Annotated in this window: 24 protein-coding genes, 1 tRNA gene and 1 pseudogene; 15 read left to right on the forward strand and 11 right to left on the reverse strand. The window is 61.5% G+C overall.

Annotation, left to right across the window (positions count from 1 at the left end):
- The first annotated feature begins 1 nt into the window (after position 1).
- Positions 2 to 334, forward strand: coding sequence for an SMR family transporter (locus BGRAMDRAFT_RS10865; RefSeq protein ID WP_370882129.1), 333 nt, complete (start codon positions 2 to 4; stop codon positions 332 to 334).
- A gap of 102 nt (positions 335 to 436) precedes the next feature.
- Here BGRAMDRAFT_RS10865 and BGRAMDRAFT_RS10870 read toward each other — a convergent pair whose 3' ends face one another.
- A complete protein-coding gene (locus tag BGRAMDRAFT_RS10870) occupies positions 437 to 817 on the reverse strand; it encodes a hypothetical protein (protein WP_006048780.1) in 381 nt (126 codons plus the stop codon).
- A gap of 45 nt (positions 818 to 862) precedes the next feature.
- On the reverse strand, positions 863 to 1,054 hold the full coding sequence (locus BGRAMDRAFT_RS10875) for a hypothetical protein (protein ID WP_044020825.1): 192 nt from the start codon (positions 1,052 to 1,054) through the stop codon (positions 863 to 865).
- A 218-nt stretch (positions 1,055 to 1,272) separates the two neighbouring features.
- On the opposite strand from BGRAMDRAFT_RS10875, the gene BGRAMDRAFT_RS10880 reads away from it, so the two are divergent.
- From BGRAMDRAFT_RS10880 to BGRAMDRAFT_RS10890, 3 genes are all read left to right on the forward strand, one after another.
- Positions 1,273 to 1,539: a hypothetical protein gene (locus BGRAMDRAFT_RS10880; protein WP_006048782.1), complete on the forward strand. Its 267-nt coding sequence runs from the start codon at positions 1,273 to 1,275 to the stop codon at positions 1,537 to 1,539.
- Positions 1,540 to 1,844: 305 nt separating this feature from the next.
- Positions 1,845 to 2,129: a DUF1488 family protein gene (locus BGRAMDRAFT_RS10885; protein WP_029971341.1), complete on the forward strand. Its 285-nt coding sequence runs from the start codon at positions 1,845 to 1,847 to the stop codon at positions 2,127 to 2,129.
- A gap of 238 nt (positions 2,130 to 2,367) precedes the next feature.
- A complete protein-coding gene (locus BGRAMDRAFT_RS10890; protein WP_006048784.1) occupies positions 2,368 to 3,504 on the forward strand; it encodes an enoyl-CoA hydratase/isomerase family protein in 1,137 nt (378 codons plus the stop codon).
- Between the two features lie 64 nt (positions 3,505 to 3,568).
- Here BGRAMDRAFT_RS10890 and BGRAMDRAFT_RS10895 read toward each other — a convergent pair whose 3' ends face one another.
- Positions 3,569 to 3,994: a hypothetical protein gene (locus tag BGRAMDRAFT_RS10895; protein WP_006048785.1), complete on the reverse strand. Its 426-nt coding sequence runs from the start codon at positions 3,992 to 3,994 to the stop codon at positions 3,569 to 3,571.
- A gap of 372 nt (positions 3,995 to 4,366) precedes the next feature.
- Between BGRAMDRAFT_RS10895 and ssuD the strand changes: the two genes are divergently transcribed.
- From ssuD to BGRAMDRAFT_RS10915, 4 genes are read left to right on the forward strand one after another with little or no spacing between them, the layout of a single operon-like run.
- Entirely contained in the window at positions 4,367 to 5,527 is a 1,161-nt protein-coding gene (gene ssuD / locus BGRAMDRAFT_RS10900; protein ID WP_006048786.1) for an FMNH2-dependent alkanesulfonate monooxygenase, read from the forward strand.
- 49 nt (positions 5,528 to 5,576) lie between these two features.
- Positions 5,577 to 6,443, forward strand: coding sequence for an aliphatic sulfonate ABC transporter permease SsuC (gene ssuC / locus BGRAMDRAFT_RS10905; RefSeq protein ID WP_006048787.1), 867 nt, complete (start codon positions 5,577 to 5,579; stop codon positions 6,441 to 6,443).
- Positions 6,440 to 7,498: an ATP-binding cassette domain-containing protein gene (locus tag BGRAMDRAFT_RS10910; RefSeq protein ID WP_006048788.1), complete on the forward strand. Its 1,059-nt coding sequence runs from the start codon at positions 6,440 to 6,442 to the stop codon at positions 7,496 to 7,498. The genes ssuC and BGRAMDRAFT_RS10910 overlap by 4 nt, the downstream gene beginning before the upstream one ends.
- A 47-nt stretch (positions 7,499 to 7,545) precedes the next feature.
- The gene (locus BGRAMDRAFT_RS10915; RefSeq protein WP_006048789.1) at positions 7,546 to 7,761 is read left to right on the forward strand and encodes a TOBE domain-containing protein; all 216 of its coding nucleotides are present in this window, start codon (positions 7,546 to 7,548) and stop codon (positions 7,759 to 7,761) included.
- Between the two features lie 8 nt (positions 7,762 to 7,769).
- Here BGRAMDRAFT_RS10915 and BGRAMDRAFT_RS10920 read toward each other — a convergent pair whose 3' ends face one another.
- Positions 7,770 to 8,066, reverse strand: a complete 297-nt coding sequence (locus BGRAMDRAFT_RS10920; protein WP_006048790.1) for a hypothetical protein — start codon at positions 8,064 to 8,066, stop codon at positions 7,770 to 7,772.
- Positions 8,067 to 8,241: 175 nt separating this feature from the next.
- Between BGRAMDRAFT_RS10920 and BGRAMDRAFT_RS10925 the strand changes: the two genes are divergently transcribed.
- From BGRAMDRAFT_RS10925 to BGRAMDRAFT_RS10935, 3 genes are all read left to right on the forward strand, one after another.
- Complete coding sequence (locus BGRAMDRAFT_RS10925; protein WP_006048791.1) at positions 8,242 to 8,439, forward strand: hypothetical protein; 198 nt, start codon at positions 8,242 to 8,244, stop codon at positions 8,437 to 8,439.
- Positions 8,440 to 8,591: 152 nt separating this feature from the next.
- Entirely contained in the window at positions 8,592 to 8,834 is a 243-nt protein-coding gene (locus BGRAMDRAFT_RS10930; RefSeq protein ID WP_006048792.1) for a DUF6566 family protein, read from the forward strand.
- Positions 8,835 to 8,940: 106 nt separating this feature from the next.
- Positions 8,941 to 9,315: a glyoxalase superfamily protein gene (locus BGRAMDRAFT_RS10935; RefSeq protein ID WP_006048793.1), complete on the forward strand. Its 375-nt coding sequence runs from the start codon at positions 8,941 to 8,943 to the stop codon at positions 9,313 to 9,315.
- A gap of 122 nt (positions 9,316 to 9,437) precedes the next feature.
- Here BGRAMDRAFT_RS10935 and BGRAMDRAFT_RS10940 read toward each other — a convergent pair whose 3' ends face one another.
- Complete coding sequence (locus BGRAMDRAFT_RS10940) at positions 9,438 to 9,704, reverse strand: hypothetical protein (RefSeq protein WP_006048794.1); 267 nt, start codon at positions 9,702 to 9,704, stop codon at positions 9,438 to 9,440.
- 333 nt (positions 9,705 to 10,037) lie between these two features.
- Here BGRAMDRAFT_RS10940 and dusA point away from each other — a divergent pair, with 333 nt between their 5' ends.
- Positions 10,038 to 11,039, forward strand: a complete 1,002-nt coding sequence (gene dusA / locus BGRAMDRAFT_RS10945) for a tRNA dihydrouridine(20/20a) synthase DusA (RefSeq protein WP_044020827.1) — start codon at positions 10,038 to 10,040, stop codon at positions 11,037 to 11,039.
- Between the two features lie 99 nt (positions 11,040 to 11,138).
- Positions 11,139 to 11,214, forward strand: a tRNA-His gene (locus BGRAMDRAFT_RS10950).
- Positions 11,215 to 11,621: 407 nt separating this feature from the next.
- On the opposite strand, the gene BGRAMDRAFT_RS10955 is transcribed toward BGRAMDRAFT_RS10950, so the two are convergent.
- The 6 genes and pseudogenes from BGRAMDRAFT_RS10955 to BGRAMDRAFT_RS10975 form a co-directional block, all read right to left on the reverse strand.
- Complete coding sequence (locus BGRAMDRAFT_RS10955) at positions 11,622 to 12,695, reverse strand: acyltransferase family protein (RefSeq protein ID WP_006048796.1); 1,074 nt, start codon at positions 12,693 to 12,695, stop codon at positions 11,622 to 11,624.
- Between the two features lie 15 nt (positions 12,696 to 12,710).
- Positions 12,711 to 13,640 (reverse strand): SGNH/GDSL hydrolase family protein, encoded by a 930-nt coding sequence (locus BGRAMDRAFT_RS33635; RefSeq protein WP_083803815.1) that lies wholly within the window; start codon positions 13,638 to 13,640, stop codon positions 12,711 to 12,713.
- 416 nt (positions 13,641 to 14,056) lie between these two features.
- On the reverse strand, positions 14,057 to 15,217 hold the full coding sequence (locus BGRAMDRAFT_RS35330; protein WP_006050787.1) for an IS30 family transposase: 1,161 nt from the start codon (positions 15,215 to 15,217) through the stop codon (positions 14,057 to 14,059).
- A gap of 54 nt (positions 15,218 to 15,271) precedes the next feature.
- Positions 15,272 to 16,348: pseudogene (locus BGRAMDRAFT_RS35335) on the reverse strand (acyltransferase family protein); the annotation flags it as partial.
- 192 nt (positions 16,349 to 16,540) lie between these two features.
- Positions 16,541 to 16,882: a hypothetical protein gene (locus BGRAMDRAFT_RS34280; RefSeq protein WP_006048799.1), complete on the reverse strand. Its 342-nt coding sequence runs from the start codon at positions 16,880 to 16,882 to the stop codon at positions 16,541 to 16,543.
- A gap of 104 nt (positions 16,883 to 16,986) precedes the next feature.
- The gene (locus tag BGRAMDRAFT_RS10975) at positions 16,987 to 17,199 is read right to left on the reverse strand and encodes a DUF3820 family protein (protein WP_006048800.1); all 213 of its coding nucleotides are present in this window, start codon (positions 17,197 to 17,199) and stop codon (positions 16,987 to 16,989) included.
- 142 nt (positions 17,200 to 17,341) lie between these two features.
- On the opposite strand from BGRAMDRAFT_RS10975, the gene BGRAMDRAFT_RS10980 reads away from it, so the two are divergent.
- Both BGRAMDRAFT_RS10980 and BGRAMDRAFT_RS10985 read left to right on the forward strand, forming a co-directional pair.
- Positions 17,342 to 18,394 carry an NADP(H)-dependent aldo-keto reductase gene (locus BGRAMDRAFT_RS10980; RefSeq protein ID WP_006048801.1) on the forward strand — a complete coding sequence of 351 codons (1,053 nt, stop codon included), beginning with the start codon at positions 17,342 to 17,344 and terminating at the stop codon, positions 18,392 to 18,394.
- Positions 18,395 to 18,605: 211 nt separating this feature from the next.
- Entirely contained in the window at positions 18,606 to 19,028 is a 423-nt protein-coding gene (locus tag BGRAMDRAFT_RS10985) for a hypothetical protein (RefSeq protein ID WP_006048802.1), read from the forward strand.
- Positions 19,029 to 19,079: the final 51 nt, after the last annotated feature.

A 19,079-nucleotide genomic window follows, 5' to 3' on the forward strand; every position in this document is an offset into this window, starting at 1 on the left:
GCTGCCGCCTTATGCATTGCTGGGCATCGCCATCGTGGCCGAAGTAATCGCGACATCGGCGATGCGCGCGTCGGAGGGCTTCTCGCGGTTCGTGCCGTCGGCGATTGTGGTGCTTGGCTACGCCGTCGCGTTCTACTGCCTGTCGCTGACGCTGCGCAGCATTCCGGTCGGCATCGTTTACGCGGTGTGGTCCGGCGCGGGCATCGTGCTGATCACGCTCGTCGCGCTGCTGCTGTACGGACAGGTGCCGGACGTGCCGGCCGTCATCGGCCTCGGGCTGATTATCGCGGGCGTCGCCGTGCTCAACATGTTCTCGAAGATGCAGGCGCATTGAAGCATGCTCCGGCGCCTGTGCCGCAACGGCGGCCGCCAACTGCGCTGCAACTGCAACTGCAACTGCGACTGCGACTGCGACTGCAACCGAAGCTGAACGCGCTCACTTGCAGCGCACGATCATCGAACGGTTCTTGACGTTGGCCGACACGACGTTCGTCACGCTGCCGCCCGCGGTGCCGCCTTCGTCGTTGTCCTTCGACACGATGTCATAGCCCGTAGCGCCACACGCCTTGCCGGCCTGCACGTAGCATGACGCCCAGCTCGAATCGGCGCCGGCGCCGCTGCAATTCACCGCAAAGCCGGTCTGGCCGTTCGGCAGATTGATCAGCGACGTCGTATTCGACGACGCGCAGCCGGCTATGCCCACGCCGATCGCGAGCGCGGCCGGCAACGCGGCAAGAAGCGAAATGCGGCGCAGCAGAGCCCGCGCGAGGCCATGTCGAAGATGGCGGGTGCGCGGCAATTGCGTCATGAAATGCATCGTGATTGTTTCCTTTGATCATGCGAGCTTGCGACGCGCGCAAGCTCAGGGTGCGTCGATAGTGATGCCCGCTGTGCTAACCAGCTTGCGGCTTTCCGCGCCGCTTTCGGTGGCCGCGTCTTCCCAGATGCTGATGGCTCTCGCGATGTCGATGCCGTGACTTTCGGCGTACGCAAACCATCTGTTCGCCGCATCCGGCTCGGGCAATTCGTGGTCGTCCAGAAAATATTTTCCCATATTGCGCTCGCGGAACTGGAAAGGGCCCGACTGCCTGAGCATGGAATGTGCCGATAAAGCTCTTCGACCGGCGCCAAGCGCGAAGGTGCGGCATACATGCGCAGCGAGCGCGAAGCAAGGGCCGAACAAGTGTGGAAAGCGCCCAACAAGCGCACGCTCGCAGAACTAATTGGCTTCCCCGGCGCCTTACCTCAATCATTGCATCGAGGAGAACGAACATGGCTGAGCGGGTCAGCGGCCCTTATCGCGGCTATTACATCAGCGCCGCCGCGCGCCTCGTGCCGGCAGGTGACGCGCCAGGCGCGGGCGGCCATTACGTTGGGTCGGTCAGCCTCGCCGAACTCGGCCCCGACGATTCGCACCGGATGGAAACCCTGGTCGATCTCGGCGGCGAGCAGCGCTTTGGCAGCGAGGACGAGGCGCTCGCATTCGTCGAACAGGCCGCGCGCGATTACATCGACCGGCTGCTCGGAGGCCGGCCATGACGGCGCGCGATCGTGGAGTGCGCAAGCATGCGCGCAGTGAGCCGCGGGGTCAGGCCGGGAGACACACCCAAAGTCACGGCAAGAGTCAAACCGAAACGCGCACCGGAAGCCACACCCAAAGCCAGGCCAGGAGTCAAACCGAAAGCCACCCTGGCGCCGACGCCCATCCCCAACCAACCGCCCACACGCCAGCCGCAGCGCTCTGGACCGCGGTCCGGCCCCGCGAGTACCATATTCGGGTCGTCCGGGGCCGGCCGGTTTTTGCGGGCTCCGGTTGTGTGCCAGATACTTCCGATGAGGCGACCATGGAAATCAGGTTTCCCGCAGGCGCGCCAGCCTACCGCGATTCCAATCTGACCGTTGTGTTTTCCGCGCTCGTGGACGGCGAGCCCGTGCCCTGCGCGATCTCCGTCGAGGCGCTCGAAGATCACTTCGGCGCCCACTCCGAGGACGAAGAAGGCTGGATGCGCGCGTTCGACGCCGGCCGTCCGCGCATCGAAGCCGTTGCGCGCGAGCACTTGCAGATCAGCAACGGTACGCCGGTGCTGCTCAAGAGCGGCCACTTTCCGCCCGGCAACGCCGCGGGCTAAAGGTCAAGCTCAAGCTCAAGCTCAAGCTCAAGCTCAAGCTCAACGAACCCCATGCGGCGAGCCGCACCGCAAGACAGCGGCTCGCCGCGCCAACGCACAACGTGCAGCGCGCGCCCGCGCATAGTCGCCGGCAACCTGCCCGACGCCGCGCCGCCTTCCACCACAAACAGGTCCGACGCCGCAGCTACGTGATAACGTTGGGTTTCCCGTGACTCTGCGCCGTCGCGCGTCGTCTTCCATGTCTCTTTCCGCCTCGCCCGCAGCCAGCGACCAGCTCGCGACTTACGTAGCCAACCGCATTGGTTTCATCGAACTCGAAAGACCGCAGGCGCTCAACGCGCTGTCGATCGGCATGATCCGCGCGATGCACGCCGCGCTCGACACCTGGTCGGAAGATCCCAACGTGCTCGCGGTCGTGGTGCGCAGCCAGCATCCGCGGGCGTTCTGCGCGGGCGGCGACGTCCGCTTCCTGTACGAGTCCGTGCAGCGCGGCGACCACGAAACCCGCGACGCGTTTTTTATCGAGGAATACCGGCTCAATCACGCGATTTTCACATATCCGAAGCCCTATATCGCGCTGACGAACGGCGTGGTGATGGGCGGCGGCATGGGCATTTCGCAGGGCGCGCATCGCACGGGCGGGCTGCGGGTCGTCACGCAGTCCACGAAGATGGCGATGCCGGAAACGCGCATCGGCCTCTTTCCCGATGTCGGCGCGAGCTGGTTTCTCGCCCGCACGCCGGGCGCGATCGGCCGCTATCTCGCGGTGACGGGTGAGACCATCGGCGCGACCGACGCGCTGTACGCCGGTCTCGCCGATGTCTATATGGAAGACGCCGCGTTGCCCGCGCTCGTCGACACGTTGCGCAGCGAACTGTTCGAGCGCGGCGCAGATGTGGTGGCGTGCGTCGAGCGCGAATGCCGCGCGTATCAGGATCAGGTGACGCCCCCGCCGGACGAGTCGCCGCTCGCTCGCGCGCGAACGCTGATCGACCGGCATTTCGCGCTGCCGGACGTGCCGCGCATTCTGGCGTCGCTGCAGCAGAAGTGCGATCGCGACAGCGCCGAGTGGGCCGAGCAGGTGATCGCCGTGTTGCGCGAGCGCTCGCCGCTTTCGATGGCGGTATCGCTCGAGGTGGTGACGCGCGCGGAAGGCTCGATGGCCGAGGTGCTGCGCAGCGATCTCGATCTCACGCGCTCGAGCTTTGAACAAGGCGACGCAGTGGAGGGCGTGCGCGCGCGCATCATCGACAAGGACAATGCGCCGCGCTGGCGCTTTGCGCGCATTGAAGACGTCGGCGCCGCCGACGTCGAGAAGATGTTCGAAAGCCCGTGGCCGCCGAACGAGCATCCGCTGCGCGACCTGCGGAGCTAGCCGCTAGTCGCTCGCGGTTCGCCGCTCACGTGGACGAGCATCCGAGCGAACGCTCAGCGCGCGCTCAATCCGCATCCTCACCCGCCATGAACGCGCGCATGAAGACGAGCGCGCCCCAGCCCCACATCGCGTTCGCGGCAAAGCCCATCGCGAGGCGCGGCAGCATGTTGCCGCTTGGCCAGATGCCGCGAATCGGATCGACGACGAACACGCTGGCCGCCGTCAATACGATGCCGCCGAACACGAACGCCGGCAGCCACGGCGCGCGGCGCTCGGGCGCGACGCGCAAGAGCCACGCCATCAACACCGCCCAGAACGCGCTCCAGATCGCGTTGGCGATGAACTCGGGCAGGCCGAGCGGCATGAACGGGGCAGTGGAAAAACCGCTTTGATCGACGACGCCTGCGGCATGCAGCAGCGCCAGCGTGGATTCATGAAAGAACAGCGATGCCAGAAAACCGGCGACAAACGGCAGGATGAGTTTTTGCATGCATTGCACCGCCAGGGTACAGGCGCGTGATTTGCATTGCCTGCACCGGATTATTGGAAACGTGCGCCATTATATCCAGCGCTCGCGGCTTTTCCGCGGCCCTCCGGGGTCGTGCCCGTATGCTGTAGCGTCGGGCTAATCACGGAAGTGGAAAACCTAAGCTCAAAAAAATCGTTCAAAAGCCGCGCCCCCGTCCATAGACTGTTTCTCCATGCAGACGGCGCCTCGCGCCGTTGCCTTTAGCGTCGATACCGCAACCTTTTTCCGTCCCTTCGCGATGCATCGTCCGGTTCATGTCCGATGACCGGCTGGATGCGTGCGTCCGGCGTTGTCTCGATCCACTCCAGTTTCCGAATACGCGGGGAGCAGCAAATGAATGTGTTCTGGTTCATTCCGACTCACGGTGACAGCCGTTATCTGGGCACGTCGCAAGGCGCGCGCGCGGCCGATTACGACTACTTCCAGCAGATCGCCGTCGCCGCCGATACGCTCGGCTACGAGGGCGTGCTGCTGCCCACGGGCCGCTCGTGCGAGGACGCATGGGTCGTCGCGTCGAGCCTGATCGCCGCGACGAAGCGCCTGAAGTTTCTGGTCGCGATCCGACCAGGCATTTCATCGCCGGGTCTTGCCGCGCGCATGGCCGCCACGTTCGACCGTCTGTCGAACGGGCGCCTGTTGATCAACGTCGTGACGGGCGGCGATGCGGCCGAGCTCGAAGGCGACGGCGTGTTCGTCGATCACGACACGCGCTATGAAATCACCGACGAGTTCCTGCACATCTGGCGCAAGCTGCTCACGGCCGCGCATACGAACGATGCGATCGACTACGAAGGCAAGCACTTGCAGTCGAAGGGCGGCAAGGCCTTGTATCCGCCCGTGCAGAAGCCGCATCCGCCGCTGTGGTTCGGCGGTTCTTCGCCGGCCGCGCACGACATGGCGGGCGAGCACATCGACACCTATCTGACGTGGGGCGAGCCGCCCGCGGCGGTCGCGAAAAAGATCGCCGACATTCGCGCACGCGCGGCTGCGAATGGCCGCACGATCCGCTTCGGCATTCGCCTGCACGTGATCGTGCGCGAGACGGAAGAAGAAGCGTGGGCCGCCGCCGACAAACTCATCAGCAAGCTCGACGACGAGACCATTGCGCGCGCGCAGGCGTCGTTCTCGAAGATGGACTCCGAAGGTCAGCGCCGCATGGCCGCGCTTCACGGCGGCAAGCGCGGCGGACGCGCGGAGCTTGAGGTTTATCCGAACCTGTGGGCCGGCGTCGGTCTCGTGCGCGGCGGCGCGGGCACCGCGCTCGTCGGCAATCCGCAACAGGTCGCGGCGCTCATGAAGGAATACGCGGAGCTCGGCATCGAGACGTTCATTCTGTCGGGCTATCCGCATCTCGAAGAGTCGTATCGCTTTGCCGAACTCGTGTTTCCGCTGCTGCCCGGCCGCCAGAGCAAGACCTCAAACGGGCCGCTTTCCGGGCCGTTCGGCGAGATCGTCGGCAACAACTATCTGCCGAAGGCGGCGAGTGCGAGCTGAGCGGCGTCCGTTCGGTTACGACACCTTCGACACGCAATGAGGAAGTCACATGACTCAATCCACTGTGAGTGCGCAACGCGATGAAGGCGCGCAGGGCGGCGCGGCTTTCCGGCCCGCGCTGCGGTCCGCTTTCGGGTCGTTGCGGCAAGTCGGCGCGTCGCTCGCGCCGTGGGTCGCACCGCTTCTGATTCTGCTCGCCTGGGAAGCCGCCGCGCGCAGCGGCGTGCTGTCCACGCGCGTTCTGCCCGAGCCGCTCGCGGTGGTAAAGGCGGCGTGGTCGTTGATCCAGTCGGGCGAAATGTGGGCCGACGTGAAGGTCAGCACGTGGCGCGCGGTGTCCGGTTTTGCGATCGGCGGCGGAATCGGTCTCGTGCTCGGGCTCGCGACCGGTCTCTTCAAGCCGATCGAAATCGCGCTTGATTCGACCGTGCAGATGATCCGCAATATTCCCGCGCTGGCGATGATCCCGCTCGTGATCCTGTGGTTCGGCATCGAGGAGCAGGCGAAGGTGTTCCTCGTCGCGCTCGGCGTTTTTTTCCCGATCTACGTGAACACGTTCCACGGCATCCGTTCGGTCGATTCGAATCTGATCGAGATGGCGCGCAGCTACGGCGTGAAGGGCGTAGCGCTCTATCGGCACGTGATTTTGCCGGGCGCGCTGCCGTCGATTCTCGTCGGCGTGCGCTTCGCGTTCGGGCTGATGTGGGTGACGCTGATCGTCGCCGAGACGATTTCGGCGCAATCGGGCATCGGCTATATGACGATGAACGCGCGCGAATTCCTGCAAACCGATGTCGTCGTGGTCGGCATTCTGTTGTACGCGGCGCTCGGCAAGATCGCCGACGTGCTGGCGAAGAGCCTCGAGCGCGTGTCGCTGCGCTGGCATCCGGCCTATCAACGTGGAGGTAAGGCATGAGCGCAACGACACTGTCGACGACGTTCGGCGGCATCGCGGGCCGCGATCTGGAGGTCGAACTGGCGCAGGCGCGCGTTGCGGATCACAACGCGGATGTGGCCGCGGATCTCGATGAGCGTGAGCGTGCGCGCCGTCAGGTGCGCAATGAGCGACGGGCGGCGGAGCAGGCGGGCGCCGTGGCGCGCGAAGATGCAAGGGACGCGAACGGAAAGACCCGCACAAACCGCACCGCCGATTACTCGGTCGAGCTGCGCGGCGTCGGCAAGCAGTATGGCGAACGCAAGGTGCTGACGGACTTCGATCTGTCGATCGAGCGCGGCAGTTTCGTCGCGATTGTCGGCCGCAGCGGTTGCGGTAAATCGACGTTGCTGCGGCTCGTCGCCGGTCTCGAGAAGACGAGCGCCGGTGTACTCGAAAAACGCGCTGAAGACGGCCGGCCGCTCGACACGCGGATCATGTTCCAGGACGCGCGTCTGTTGCCGTGGAAGAGCGTGCTGCAGAACGTAATGCTCGGGCTGCCGCGCGGCGCGCGCGACGACGCGCGCGCGGTGCTTGCCGAAGTCGGCTTGCTCGAGCGCGCCAACGACTGGCCCGCGCAGCTTTCCGGCGGTCAGCGTCAGCGCGTCGCGTTGGCCCGCGCGCTCGTGCATCGTCCGCAATTGCTGCTGCTCGACGAGCCGCTCGGCGCGCTCGACGCGTTGACGCGCATCGAAATGCATGCGCTCATTGAGCGCCTATGGCGCGAGCACAAGTTCACCGCGCTGCTCGTCACGCACGACGTGCACGAGGCCGTCGCGTTAGGCGATCGCATCCTGTTGATCGAAGAAGGGCGCATCGCGCTCGATCAGCCGGTGCCGCTCGAGCGTCCGCGGGCGCGTGCGTCCGCGGGTTTTGCCGCGCTCGAAGAGCATGTGCTGCAGCGCGTGCTGAAAAATGCGCCGAACGACGACGCGTTGCGCGAGGAGGCGCACGATTCGCGCGACGCACGTGGTGCAGGTAACGCTGGCAACGCAGGCCGTTTCACGCGGCCAACAGATGTCCGTTGGGCCATCTGACATCCTTGACTGACTGAATCTAATCGCTTTCCCTGGAGTCACTCGCAATGAGCATTTCCGCAATCAACGTACGCAATCAGTTCAAAGGCAAGGTCAAGGAAATCATCCGCGGACCGGTCGTGTCCGAAGTCGATGTCGACACACCGTTCGGCATCGTGACCTCCGTGATCACGACGCGCTCCATCGACGAACTCGAGCTGCAAGTCGGCTCGGAAGTCGTCGCGCTCGTCAAGTCGACGGAGGTCTCGATCGCGCGCCTGTAAGCGCCGCGCTATTTCGCGTTCGCGCCGCTCGCGGGCGGCTCGTGCATCATTTTGTCGTTGGTGGGCTTGCGCGGACGCTTGATCGGCATGTTGTCCGGATTGCTCGAGCCCGTCGCGCCTGATGCCGACTCGGGCGGCTTTACCATCGACGATGCGGCGTCGGCCGGTTGCGCTCCTTGCTTGGGCGGCGTGGTCGAGCCTGCCGCGTTGGTCGTCGTTGGCGTCGCCGATGCCGCCGTTCCGCTCGCGCCCAGCGCCAGCAGCGCGGCGGTTGCGCTTAGCGCGGCCAGAGTGCTTCGCTTCATCGCCTTCTCCTTTTGCGTTCCTCGCGTCCGCTCGGTTGCGTGGGGTTTCCCGGTAGACCGGCGTCGCCCGCGAAAATTCACGCGCGAGCCATTCGCTCGTGACGATGCGCCAATGCGCCTCCATTCGCTCTCGAAACTTGCTACGATAAATTCAGTCACGTCGACGGAGACCGCCATGTCGAAGTCATTGAGTCCCGAAGCAATCGAAGCGTTGCGGCGCCTGAACGAAGTGGGCGTCGGCCAGCCGGCGCCGAAATTCCCGCAGTCCGTCACCGCGCAGTTGCTGGCGAGCGGACTCGTCGCCGAATCGAGCGGCGACGAAGTCGAAATCACCTGCAACGGCAGGCAGTACCTTTCCGGCGATTGCGACTGAGCGAACCGACGGGCGACGTTTGCGCGACCTTGTTCGAACGAGCCGCAAGCGGGTTGGCAAGGGCAGGTTGCAGCGCACCGCGCTGCCGCCGGTGCCGGCGCGTTCGCGCGCGATGAACGGCGATTGGAACCGCAGCGAAGGGGGAAGTGAAGATGGAGCCGACGGGCCTCGACATGGGCGATTACAAGGAGCGCTATCAGGACTACGACATCGAAGTCGCGGTCGAACAGGTGCTCACCGGCGTCAAGGCGCATTTCCGCGTGCTGCGTGAGAGCGCGGTGGTGGTCGACTGGCGGCTCGTGCATATCGACAGTCTTTGGCCCACCGAGCACGCCGCCGCCGAGGCCGGCTTTCGCGCGGCGCGCGACGTGATCGACGCGGGGCTCGCGGCTTGAGTGCGGCTTGATTGCGGCTTGATTGCGGCTTGATTGCGGCGGCGCGTGAAATCGGCAACGTATTCGACTATGCTTGGCGGCTCCTTCCGACTCGCTGAGCCTCGTCATGCATCTTGCGCCTGCTGTGCCGATCATCCGCATCTTCTCCGAGGACAAAGCCCGCGAGTTCTACGTGGATTTCCTGGGCTTTAGCGTCGATTGGGAACACCGTTTCGGCGACAACTTCCCGTTGTATGCGCAAGTGCGGCGCTCCGATCTCGTTTTGCACCTCAGCGAACATCACGGCGACGCGACGCCCGGCTCGACAATTTTCGTGCCGGTACGGGAGATTGACGCGTTGCATTCCGAGCTCGAGGCGAAGGACTACAAGTACGCGAAGCCGGGTGTCGACGCGTTGCCGTGGGGCAAAGTGCTGGAAGTCGCCGATCCGTTTGGCAATCGCATCCGCTTTTGTGAGGCGCCGGAAGAAGGGGCGGCGTAACGCGCGGTGGGTGGCGATTCATTCCCGTAAACGAAACTGGGCGCCGCACCGGAATCCGATGCAGCGCCCAGTTCGCATGCTGCCACCTGGGCAGCAGGGGCAGGAGGGTCGACGGCGAGTGCTTAGTGGCCGAAGAACACCGATTGCGGACCGGAAACCGGTTCGCGGGTGCCCGATTGCGACGACACGTTGTTCACGCCGCCGTAAGCGGTCGAGCCGGCGTTAGCACGTTCGGCCGCGACGGTTTGCGCGTTCTGGCCTTGTTGCGAAGCCGGTGCGCCGACGGACGGGCGATAGAACGGTGCCGGGCCGTAGCCGCTTGCGAAAGCTGGTGCAGCGACGGAAGCGGAAACAGCGACGATCAAGGCAGCGATAAATTTGGTCTTCATGATGTACCTCCAGGATTTCGATTTTCAGGATGGCGTGGCAGGAAGCCGTGGGCTGTGTCTGCTACGTCGATGGAATGCAGTGTATACCCCTACTATCGAAATTTTGTGCCGATAATCTGAAATTACTATTCTCGCTGCTGAAATAATCCGTCAGAGCCGCGCCGCATATGGCTTCGCAGTGGTTCGACCCTGCTTTCCGCGGCTTTCCAGTGCGTTGGCCGGAGTGCAAATACCTGATCTTGCAAGGGTTTATCGGGCAGTCGAGGGGCACCGACGCCGGCCGCTTCCCGCGTTGCGGTAAAATTGCGGTTTCGATTCAAGTCGTTACCGCCCATGTCTTCAGCTCGTCCCGCCAGTCCGCGCCGCGTCAGCGTCGCGCCCATGATGGACTGGACCGATCGCCACTGCCGGTCGCTTCATCGCATGATTTCGCGCCATACGTGGCTGTACACGGAAATGGTGACGACCGGCGCGCTGCTGCACGGCGATGTGCCGCGCCATCTGGCGTTTACGCCCGACGAAGCGCCCGTCGCGCTGCAACTCGGCGGCAGCGAGCCGGACGATCTCGCGCGCTCGGCGAAGCTCGGCGAGCAGTGGGGCTACGACGAAATCAACCTGAATTGCGGCTGCCCGTCGGAGCGCGTGCAGCGCGGCGCATTCGGCGCGTGTCTGATGAACGAGCCGCAACTCGTGGCGGACTGTGTGAAGGCGATGCGCGACGTGGTGTCGGTGCCGGTCACGGTCAAGCACCGGATCGGCGTGGATGCCGTCGAGGAATACGGCTTCGTGCGCGACTTTGTCGGCACGATTGCAGAGGCCGGCTGCGATGTTTTCATCGTGCATGCGCGCAACGCGATTCTCAAAGGTCTGAGCCCGAAAGAGAATCGCGAAATTCCGCCGCTCAAGTACGAATACGCCTATCAGTTGAAGCGCGACTTCCCGCACCTGGAGATCATCATCAATGGCGGAATCCGGACGCTCGACGAAGTGGAGACGCATCTTCAGCACGTCGATGGCGTGATGCTCGGGCGCGAGGCCTATCACAACCCGTATCTGCTGGCCGACGTCGACGCGCGCTTCTATGGTTCGACGCAGGCGCCGCTCACGCGCGAGCAGGTGGAAGCGCAATTGATCGAGTATTGCGCGGCCGAGATGGCGCGCGGCACGTATCTCGGCGCGATCACGCGTCATGCGCTCGGCCTCTATCGCGGCGAGGCCGGCGCGCGCGGCTGGCGGCGCGTGCTGTCGGACAGCAAACGTCTCGCGGCACGCGACCTTGCGATCTTCGACGAGGCGAGACAGCATCTGCGTGAGCCGGTCGAGATTTTTGAATAAAGGGCTAGGCAAACGCCGTTTGTGTTCGTATAATCTCGTTTCTTCGTTGGTGACCCGGGTTTTTTAGTTGTTTCCGGCGAGTCAAAGCAGATGTCAGTGGTGGCTGTAGCTCAGTTGGTAGAGTCCAGGATTGTGATTCCTGTTGTCGTGGGTTCGAGCCCCATCAGCCACCCCAAAGAATTCAGCGGTATCAAGCAGTTGGAAGTTTCGGAATTAAGCCCGCACACCGTTGCGGGCTTTTTTTCGTTCTGCGCACTTACGCAGTCGACATAAGCCGGCTAGAGAGACCGGGGAATAAAACGATTTCGACGTTAGGGGTGCAGCCGCTCGTTAATTTGGTCGAGTACTACAACTATTGGATTGGCGAGGGCAACGGGAGCCCAAGCAAAACCCGGCGTTTGACGCCAACTGCAAGATGTCGCCAGACCGAAGAACGAGACCGAATGCAATCTTGTCGGCACGGCAGATCTCGGCGATGTGAGCCATCAGCGGATTGATGTGCTCGTCGTAGGCCATGATCTGCGCATTGCATCAATGACGCCGACCTGCGGTTGGTAAAAAGCGGCGGTGATGTAACACTCTTCATCCTGAAAACCAGCGGGTCGGCACCATCGGTCGGATTGCTTGAAGAACGTCCGGAAGGCGGTGCCCGACTTTGACGAAAGGCTTCTCGAGAAAATGCCATGAAGCAGCGCCGACAGCGATAGCCACAGCAATTGAGAAAAGCTGATTTTGCTGCAGGCTAATGTCAGGAAATAAAGCAGTGATCGTTTGCTGTATCGGCCATCCATAAACGTAAACTCCGTATGAATAGTCTCCGGGAAGTTTAAGCGCTTTGATGGGCCTCAGTGTCATCAGCCATAGCGGCGTCAGCAGGAAGGCAACATAGAACGCGTATTCAAACACCGGTCCGTCTCGAAGCAGCCATGCAAGGAGATAGGTACCGAGCACCACTCGCGCGTCGATGCGGATTTTTTCCTTGAAGAGTGCCAGCAAGACGCCAAATGAAAAGAACGCCGGTAGGCGTCCAGCATCATTGTTGTTGGGCAAGCCAAAGATTGAGATGCTGTCTGGTCGATACAAAAACCAAACGATCACTGCACCGCAAGCAAATGCCGCAACGACCTTCAATCGCAATAAACCACACATGGCAAGCGCGAGTAACGCTGCATACATGAGGAGCTCATAGCAGATTGTCCAAAGCGAGCCGTTCGCATCCTGGTATGCATTATTCTGGAACACGCCCGGCATCACGTAACCCATATAGGATTGCTTGAAAATGTGAATGTACATCCAGGTGTTCCCGAAATATTGGCCTAAAGGTAGCGAGGTCAACATGGGGCCGATGACGAGCATGCAAATGGAGCCGCTCACGATGAGCGCCGGGAAAATGCGGAATATTCGGGCGACGGCGAACTTCACCGGTGACGGCTGGCGAAGCCAGCTAGACGTGACGAGAATCCCACTGAGGAAGAAGAAAAACTTGACCGCAAGCGAGCCGGAGTAGTCGAAACCCAAAAGCGCTCCGATTGGCTCATGCTCGCCCTCGCGAGGAGACAGCGCGAAAGCGTGCCCCCATATCACCGCCAGGGCGGCGATCAAACGAAACAGATCCGCGTTGTTATTTTCACGCCGAAGAGCATCATCGAGTGTCATTGATAAGTGCTCCTGTCACTTGCTCGCCGACAACGTCGCGTGCATATTGTTGAGCCCGGACTGGAGCCGGTATGCGACAAGCTGAGCGATGATCTGATGGCCAAGGTCATTAGGATGGATCGGGTCCGCTGTGCGCTCCATGGGATCGAATTTCCCGGCCTTCTCCAAAGGCATGATGGCCTCTCGCAGGGCGATCATTGGCACGCCGAGTTCCCGACCGATTGGGATCTGGTTGTCTTCCGCGCTTGACCACTTACGATCCATCGTGAAAAGCATCAGTACGGCTGGATGATTGGGCGCAGCCAGGATGCGCTGCACTACTCGCTTGTAGCTCGCTCTCATCTCCGGAGTGATGGCATCGTTATTTGCCCACTCGGTAATTACGAAGTCTGGCTTGTACCTCAGTAGGTCTTTCTGTAGGCGCTTTTCGCCGTATTCGGAATTCGTCTGGCCGATCCCGGCATTGACAAGCCTCATCCTGCTTTTCGGAAAGGTCGCTCGCCACCAGCCGAACACGCGGCCCACATAGTTTTTTTCCTGACTCGTCGCCCATGCACCTTGCGTGATTGAGCCGCCGATCGCGGCAATGGTTATCGGTTTACCCGCCCGGGCTTTCTCGAAAACTTTCCAAAGGCGCGAATCGTCGCCGTATTGGATAACCGACCGGTTCAGTGCGGCTGGGTCGACGACGCAGGATTGAGGCAGCTTCGGATCTGTGATGTAACACTCGGGTCCCGCTGCATGGGCGCAGGTGCACGCGAGAAAGCATGCAACAGAAATTATTTTTATCACGTTGTAAGAAAGTGTAATAACCCGGACCGGGATAGTACACTTATTAGCCGACACACGCCTAATGCATCGCCGACTGTAGTCAGTACGCGACCAGTTCGGCCAACGCTTGATGCCCCGGGTCGTTGCATGGCGAGGACCGGATGCCTTCTTCATACAGGGTGCTTCGCGTATGCTTTGAGACCGACAGCCGAGGTCGAACACAAACGGGCAATCCCTTCCGCCATCGCACATCGCCAGCAGCCGTCGCGCTGCCTGACGGCGTTAATGCACGGGCAAGTAGACACCGCGCCGCATTTATCGGACGGGAAAAAGAACTAGCGTTTGTATTTCTGGTTTTTGTTCATCATCGAGCCGACGCTTTGCGGCGATTGCGTCGGCTCGATTTTGACTGCATCGCGCTTGCCGATGCGAGTTAGCGATTTTCCAAGTTCGATAAAGGGCCGCTCGATTGCTGCAAATGTGATCGATGCAGCGACACACAAAACTGCAGCGCAGATCAGTAGCGCTGTCCAATAATGCGTCGGCGAGAAAAGCGCCCAGGCTTTGAATGGCGCATGCCAGAGGCGGATTCAACCGGTCGATGCAACGGTTTGATGAAATCGCTCAGCCGGTGTGTCGAAGTTTAGTGTTTTTCGGGGACGTTCGTTGAGCCGCCTGGCAACGACATCAAGTCTAGCCTGTGAATAGACGGAGAGATCGGTGCCCTTAGGGAAGTACTGCCTCAGAAGCCCATTCGTGTTTTCGTTCGAGCCGCGTTGCCAGGGATGCTGTGGATCGCAGAAATAGACCTTGATGTCGGTAGCCACGGTAAAGCGATTGTGATCGGCCATTTCCGAGCCCCTGTCCCAAGTCAGTGATTTATATAGTTCCCGAGGTAACTTGCTGGCGTGTCGTATCAGCGCGTTGACCACAGCCTCAGAGTCCTTGCTGGCTACCTTTACCAGCATCACGAATCGACTTTGACGTTCGACGAGAGTTGCAATCTGGCTCGTAGCGTTGCCAAACAGCAAGTCGCCTTCCCAGTGTCCGGGTATTGCGCGATCCTCCGCTGTAGCGGGGCGTTCGCTGATCGATACAGCGTCGCGAATGTTCGTGCGGTCTTCAGTTTTCAATGTGTGATGCCGGGACCGGCGCATGACTCGAGAGCGTCGCAAGTGTTCAAGCAATTCCCTTTTCAGGGCGCCGCGAGCTTGAATATAAAGGCTCCGATAGATCGTCTCGTGTGACACCAGATGGTCCTTGTTGACGGCATATACATGCTTGAGCCAACCAGAAATCTGCTCAGGAGACCACTGCAGCTTCAGCTTTGCAGCGACGACTCGCGCCAGCGTCTGGTTTCCCACCAATTTGCAAACCTTCGGGCGACGTGCCCGATCCCAGGCGAGCGCCTCCGCCTGACTCGCTCGGTAATCTTGCATGCCTCCGTTGCGCTGCAGCTCGCGGCTGATCGTGGAAGGAGCACGTCCCAGCCTGGCTGCAATAGACCGAATCGACAAGCGGGCTACCAGGCAGCGAGAAATTTCCTCGCGTTCGGCAAGCGTCAATGCCTTCAGTGCGCGATGCCTTTGCGGTGGCTCGATGCCGCCGGCCTCCGCGAGTATCCGCTGTATTGAAGAGTGGCCCCGATCGAACAGTTTGGCAATCTGATGAATTGTTTCGCCTTTGCGCCAGCGGTCCCACATCAGTGCCTTCTGACTCTCAGAATAGTAGATCCTCGGCCTCTGTTTCATTGCAACACCTCCACTGCCTACGCAGACTCTAGTGTGTTGCATCGACCGGTTGAATCCGCCGAAAAGAAGCGTCAGTGGGATGCCTTGCAACAGGTAGATTCCATAGCTGATGTGCCCCATGCGCTGCGCGGGCCGCAGCAAAAGCAGGCCGAACAGGTCGGCGCCGCTGCAAATCAGGTAAAAGGCAATCCCAATGAGGGCGATCTGGATCACGCCCGCGTGTGTCCTGGCGAACGAGAACATTATCGCTAATGCGGTAAGCGCCATGATCGACATCCAGTTAGCGCTGAGCCGCGGCTTGATGCCCTCGTGCAACAGTGATGCGGTCAAGATGCCACAAAAAAATGCAGCGGGAAGGCACCACAGGTCAGACTGCGTTGTGAGAATCAGGGCGAACGACGCGGCCAGACCGACGACCGCAAAAGTCAGGTGCATTCTCAGCTGAATAAATATTGCAGTGATGATCAGTGAGAAGTAAAACCACCATTCATATTTGATACTCCATGTGACTCCCATCAGGATGAATATAGTCCACGGGAATCCATTAATCGGTTTCATATCGTCGTTCAGGCCGAGCGCGAACCACCGGCCCAGATTCGAGACCATTGAATCCAACGGTTCTCGCAGTTCAAAGCCGGTTCGCCAGAATACGATGAGAGTCATTGCCAGAATGGAAAAGACGTAAAGCGGGCCGATCCTGAAAAGACGACCGATATAAAGTCCTTTCCAGTCCGGTCGGCCGTCACGCTTCAATAGGCGCGTCCAGAACAGGTAGGCTGTGATCATGAAAAAGAGCATCACCGCGACGCCGCCGAGCGGTCTGTAGAAAAGGGAGTCGCTCGCGATCCATTGGCCATTCGCCTGGTAGTTATAGCTGATCAGGCCGTGGTAGATCATGACGGACAGAGCCAGGAATCCGCGCAAGCCGTCGATGGTGACGACTCTCCCAGAGTCTCCACCGACAGTGTCCACAAACCTGAATAGGGGCAGCGCAAACAGGCAGCACAACGCCGCCATGACGACAAAGTACGGCGCGATATTGTAGAGGCCCATGTCCCATATCTTTCTTAGGATCGGTGCGGACGAGTCTACATGAATTGGTAAGGATTTCAGCGGCTCGAGCGCAGACATGGCGCGGCCGCCCGGTCCGGCTTCTTGGAGAATTGCGATTGGGTTCGGCTCGTTTGTGAGCCCCGTCAGCGACCCGAAGAATTTCAGCGGTAAGCTTCAGTAGGCATTTGCAAGCGGCGTCGTGAGAAACCACAACGCCGCTTTTGTTCTACCGCACGGATCGCGGCGCGATCGTCGCATGAGCTTCGAGCCTCAATGACTCCGCCCGCCATGCCCGCCGCCACCACTCCACGAGCTGCCGCCGCGCGATCCACCATAACCGCCGCCATGCCAGCCGCCACCGCCACCGCCGTGGCCGCCATGCCAATCACCGCCGCGCCAGTGCCCGCCGCCGCCGTGGTAGCAGCAGGAGCCACCCCAGCCGCCCCAGATCCCGACCGTGCCGTATACCGGCGCATACGGTGCGCCGTACGCATAACCATAGTCGGGGTAATACGGCTGCGCGTAGCCGTAGTCATAGCCGGGCGCGACCGCGCATCCGCTCACGCCCGCTGCAATCGCCAGCCATGCCATCGATGCAAAGAGTCTGCTCACGATCGTCTCCCGTCCCCATACGTCCTCACTAAAGAGTCAGAAAGATCGCGCGCCCGGGAGTTCAGCCGTATTTGTGTCCTCGCGTTACAGCGCGGCCCGCGCCGTTAGCGCTTGCGCAAAGGCTCGATCAGCGACGACAAACCGTTGTGGTCGATCTCATGCATCAACGCAAGCAGCCGTCCGATCTCGCCGGGCGGAAAGCCCTGACTCGCGAACCAGTTGAGGTAGTGGCCGGGCAGGTCGGCGATCAGGCGGCCCTTGTACTTGCCGTAGGGCATGACGCGCGTGACCAGCAACTCGAGGTGTTCGGGATTCATCGTGATTCGATCGACGCAAGGAAGGTTGAGCGCGGCGCATCTTCAGACGCCCGCGACGACGGCATTTTAGCTGTGCTGCAGGCATCGCGCGGGCGTGGTAACGTCAGCGGTTTATGTTCATACAACCGATAGGACAGGTTCAATGGAATACCGCAGACTCGGCGATTCGGATGTACAGGTCAGCCTGATCGGGCTCGGCACGATGACGTGGGGCGAGCAGAACACCGAGCAGGAGGCGCACGCGCAGATCGACTACGCGCTCGATCACGGCGTCAACCTGATCGATACGGCGGAGATGTATCCGGTGCCGCCGCGCGCGGAAACGCAAGGCTCCACCGAGCGCTTTATCGGCACCTGGCTCGCGCAGCATCGCAGCGCACGCGAGAAGATCGTGCTGGCCACCAAGATCGCCGGACCCGCGCGTCAGCCGCACAATCCGCGTCATATCCGCGGCGAAACCAATCAGTTCGACCGCAAGAATCTCACCGAGGCGCTCAACGACAGCCTTAAGCGCCTGCAAACCGATTACGTCGATCTGTACCAGTTGCATTGGCCGGACCGCAACACGATGACGTTCGGCCGCCCGGCGTATCCGTGGGTCGACGATGAATACACGGTGCCCATCGAGGAAACGCTCTCCGTGCTTGCCGATTTCGTCAAGGCGGGCAAGGTGCGCCATGTCGGCGTCTCCAACGAAACGCCGTGGGGCGTCGCGCAGTTCCTGCGCGCGTCGGAGAAGCTCGGCTTGCCGCGCATCGTGAGTATTCAGAATCCGTACAGTCTGCTTAATCGCACTTACGAAGTCGGGCTCTCCGAGTACGCGCATCGCGACAACATCGGCTTGCTCGCGTATTCGCCGCTCGCGTTCGGCTGGCTGTCGGGCAAGTATGAAGGCGGCGCGCGTCCGGCAGGCGCGCGCATTTCGCTGTTCGAGCGCTTCCAGCGCTACAGCAAGCCGCAAGCGGTTCAGGCCACCACGCGCTACGTCGAGCTGGCGAAGCGGCATGGTCTCTCGCCCGCGCAGTTCGCGCTCGCGTTCGTGAACAGCCGGCCGTTCGTGACGAGCAATCTGATCGGCGCGACGTCGCTCGATCAGTTGAAGGAGAACATTGCGAGCGTCGACGTCAAGCTCTCGCAAGATGTGCTCGATGAAATCGACGCGTTGCATCAGTTGCAGCCGAACCCCGCGCCCTGAGTTCGCACGGACATGCAACGAAAGGCAAATGTGCCTGCCTGTCGGCAAATCACGACCTAAACTGTGGTGAGCAGTACGGGCTTGTCCTTCTTATCCGGCACGTCGTAAGTTAACGGCGCGCGCGAATAATGCGACTCGGCCCGTGAATCGGCAGCCGCGGCGGTTGTTCCGCCGCGCTGCACAAAACACAGCACCAGGACTAGGACATCGAATGGCTCAACAAAAAACAAACCCAAAACTCGAGCAGGCGCTGACGCGCGGGGATCTTGCAATCCGTCAGGCGAATTCAGCGCGGGCGACTGCGTTGCTGCGCGCGCTGGCCAAGATGATCGTCGAGGCGTCGGCGACCATCGGCGTGGAAGCGTTCACGCTGATTCCGGACGGCGACAAGATTTACGATCCCGCCGACGGCCTGTGGCCGCAAGAGCTGCAAATCTCGCTCGACGGTCCCGTGGAAGACGCCGATCCCGACGAGATCCGCACCGTGCGCCTGATCGCCGACGACCCCGGCACCGTGTTTCGCGTGGAGTGGCAGCGTGCCGATGGCAAGATCGGCCGGCACGAAGGCGGCCCGTTCGCGACGGTCGCGTTTATCTCGGACGTCGACATTCCGTGGACCGACGACGAGGACTGAGTCCGCGGCATCGCCATCACCGTCATGCACGTTCATTCGCGGGCGCCGACT

The organism is Paraburkholderia graminis C4D1M (assembly GCF_000172415.1).
Classification (GTDB): domain Bacteria; phylum Pseudomonadota; class Gammaproteobacteria; order Burkholderiales; family Burkholderiaceae; genus Paraburkholderia; species Paraburkholderia graminis.

Coding starts and splice junctions, on each gene's coding strand:
- BGRAMDRAFT_RS10910 (WP_006048788.1), top strand. CDS start 6,440: ATGAGCGCAACGACACTGTCGACGACGTTCGGCGGCATCGCGGGCCGC.
- BGRAMDRAFT_RS10895 (WP_006048785.1), bottom strand. CDS start 3,994: ATGCAAAAACTCATCCTGCCGTTTGTCGCCGGTTTTCTGGCATCGCTG.
- BGRAMDRAFT_RS33635 (WP_083803815.1), bottom strand. CDS start 13,640: ATGAAGAAGGCATCCGGTCCTCGCCATGCAACGACCCGGGGCATCAAG.
- BGRAMDRAFT_RS10920 (WP_006048790.1), bottom strand. CDS start 8,066: ATGAAGCGAAGCACTCTGGCCGCGCTAAGCGCAACCGCCGCGCTGCTG.
- BGRAMDRAFT_RS10925 (WP_006048791.1), top strand. CDS start 8,242: ATGTCGAAGTCATTGAGTCCCGAAGCAATCGAAGCGTTGCGGCGCCTG.
- BGRAMDRAFT_RS10930 (WP_006048792.1), top strand. CDS start 8,592: ATGGAGCCGACGGGCCTCGACATGGGCGATTACAAGGAGCGCTATCAG.
- BGRAMDRAFT_RS10955 (WP_006048796.1), bottom strand. CDS start 12,695: ATGACACTCGATGATGCTCTTCGGCGTGAAAATAACAACGCGGATCTG.
- BGRAMDRAFT_RS10985 (WP_006048802.1), top strand. CDS start 18,606: ATGGCTCAACAAAAAACAAACCCAAAACTCGAGCAGGCGCTGACGCGC.
- BGRAMDRAFT_RS10880 (WP_006048782.1), top strand. CDS start 1,273: ATGGCTGAGCGGGTCAGCGGCCCTTATCGCGGCTATTACATCAGCGCC.
- BGRAMDRAFT_RS10915 (WP_006048789.1), top strand. CDS start 7,546: ATGAGCATTTCCGCAATCAACGTACGCAATCAGTTCAAAGGCAAGGTC.
- ssuD (WP_006048786.1), top strand. CDS start 4,367: ATGAATGTGTTCTGGTTCATTCCGACTCACGGTGACAGCCGTTATCTG.
- BGRAMDRAFT_RS10975 (WP_006048800.1), bottom strand. CDS start 17,199: ATGAATCCCGAACACCTCGAGTTGCTGGTCACGCGCGTCATGCCCTAC.
- BGRAMDRAFT_RS10980 (WP_006048801.1), top strand. CDS start 17,342: ATGGAATACCGCAGACTCGGCGATTCGGATGTACAGGTCAGCCTGATC.
- BGRAMDRAFT_RS10940 (WP_006048794.1), bottom strand. CDS start 9,704: ATGAAGACCAAATTTATCGCTGCCTTGATCGTCGCTGTTTCCGCTTCC.
- ssuC (WP_006048787.1), top strand. CDS start 5,577: ATGACTCAATCCACTGTGAGTGCGCAACGCGATGAAGGCGCGCAGGGC.
- BGRAMDRAFT_RS10885 (WP_029971341.1), top strand. CDS start 1,845: ATGGAAATCAGGTTTCCCGCAGGCGCGCCAGCCTACCGCGATTCCAAT.
- dusA (WP_044020827.1), top strand. CDS start 10,038: ATGTCTTCAGCTCGTCCCGCCAGTCCGCGCCGCGTCAGCGTCGCGCCC.
- BGRAMDRAFT_RS35330 (WP_006050787.1), bottom strand. CDS start 15,217: ATGAAACAGAGGCCGAGGATCTACTATTCTGAGAGTCAGAAGGCACTG.
- BGRAMDRAFT_RS10875 (WP_044020825.1), bottom strand. CDS start 1,054: ATGGGAAAATATTTTCTGGACGACCACGAATTGCCCGAGCCGGATGCG.
- BGRAMDRAFT_RS10935 (WP_006048793.1), top strand. CDS start 8,941: ATGCATCTTGCGCCTGCTGTGCCGATCATCCGCATCTTCTCCGAGGAC.
- BGRAMDRAFT_RS10870 (WP_006048780.1), bottom strand. CDS start 817: ATGCATTTCATGACGCAATTGCCGCGCACCCGCCATCTTCGACATGGC.
- BGRAMDRAFT_RS10890 (WP_006048784.1), top strand. CDS start 2,368: ATGTCTCTTTCCGCCTCGCCCGCAGCCAGCGACCAGCTCGCGACTTAC.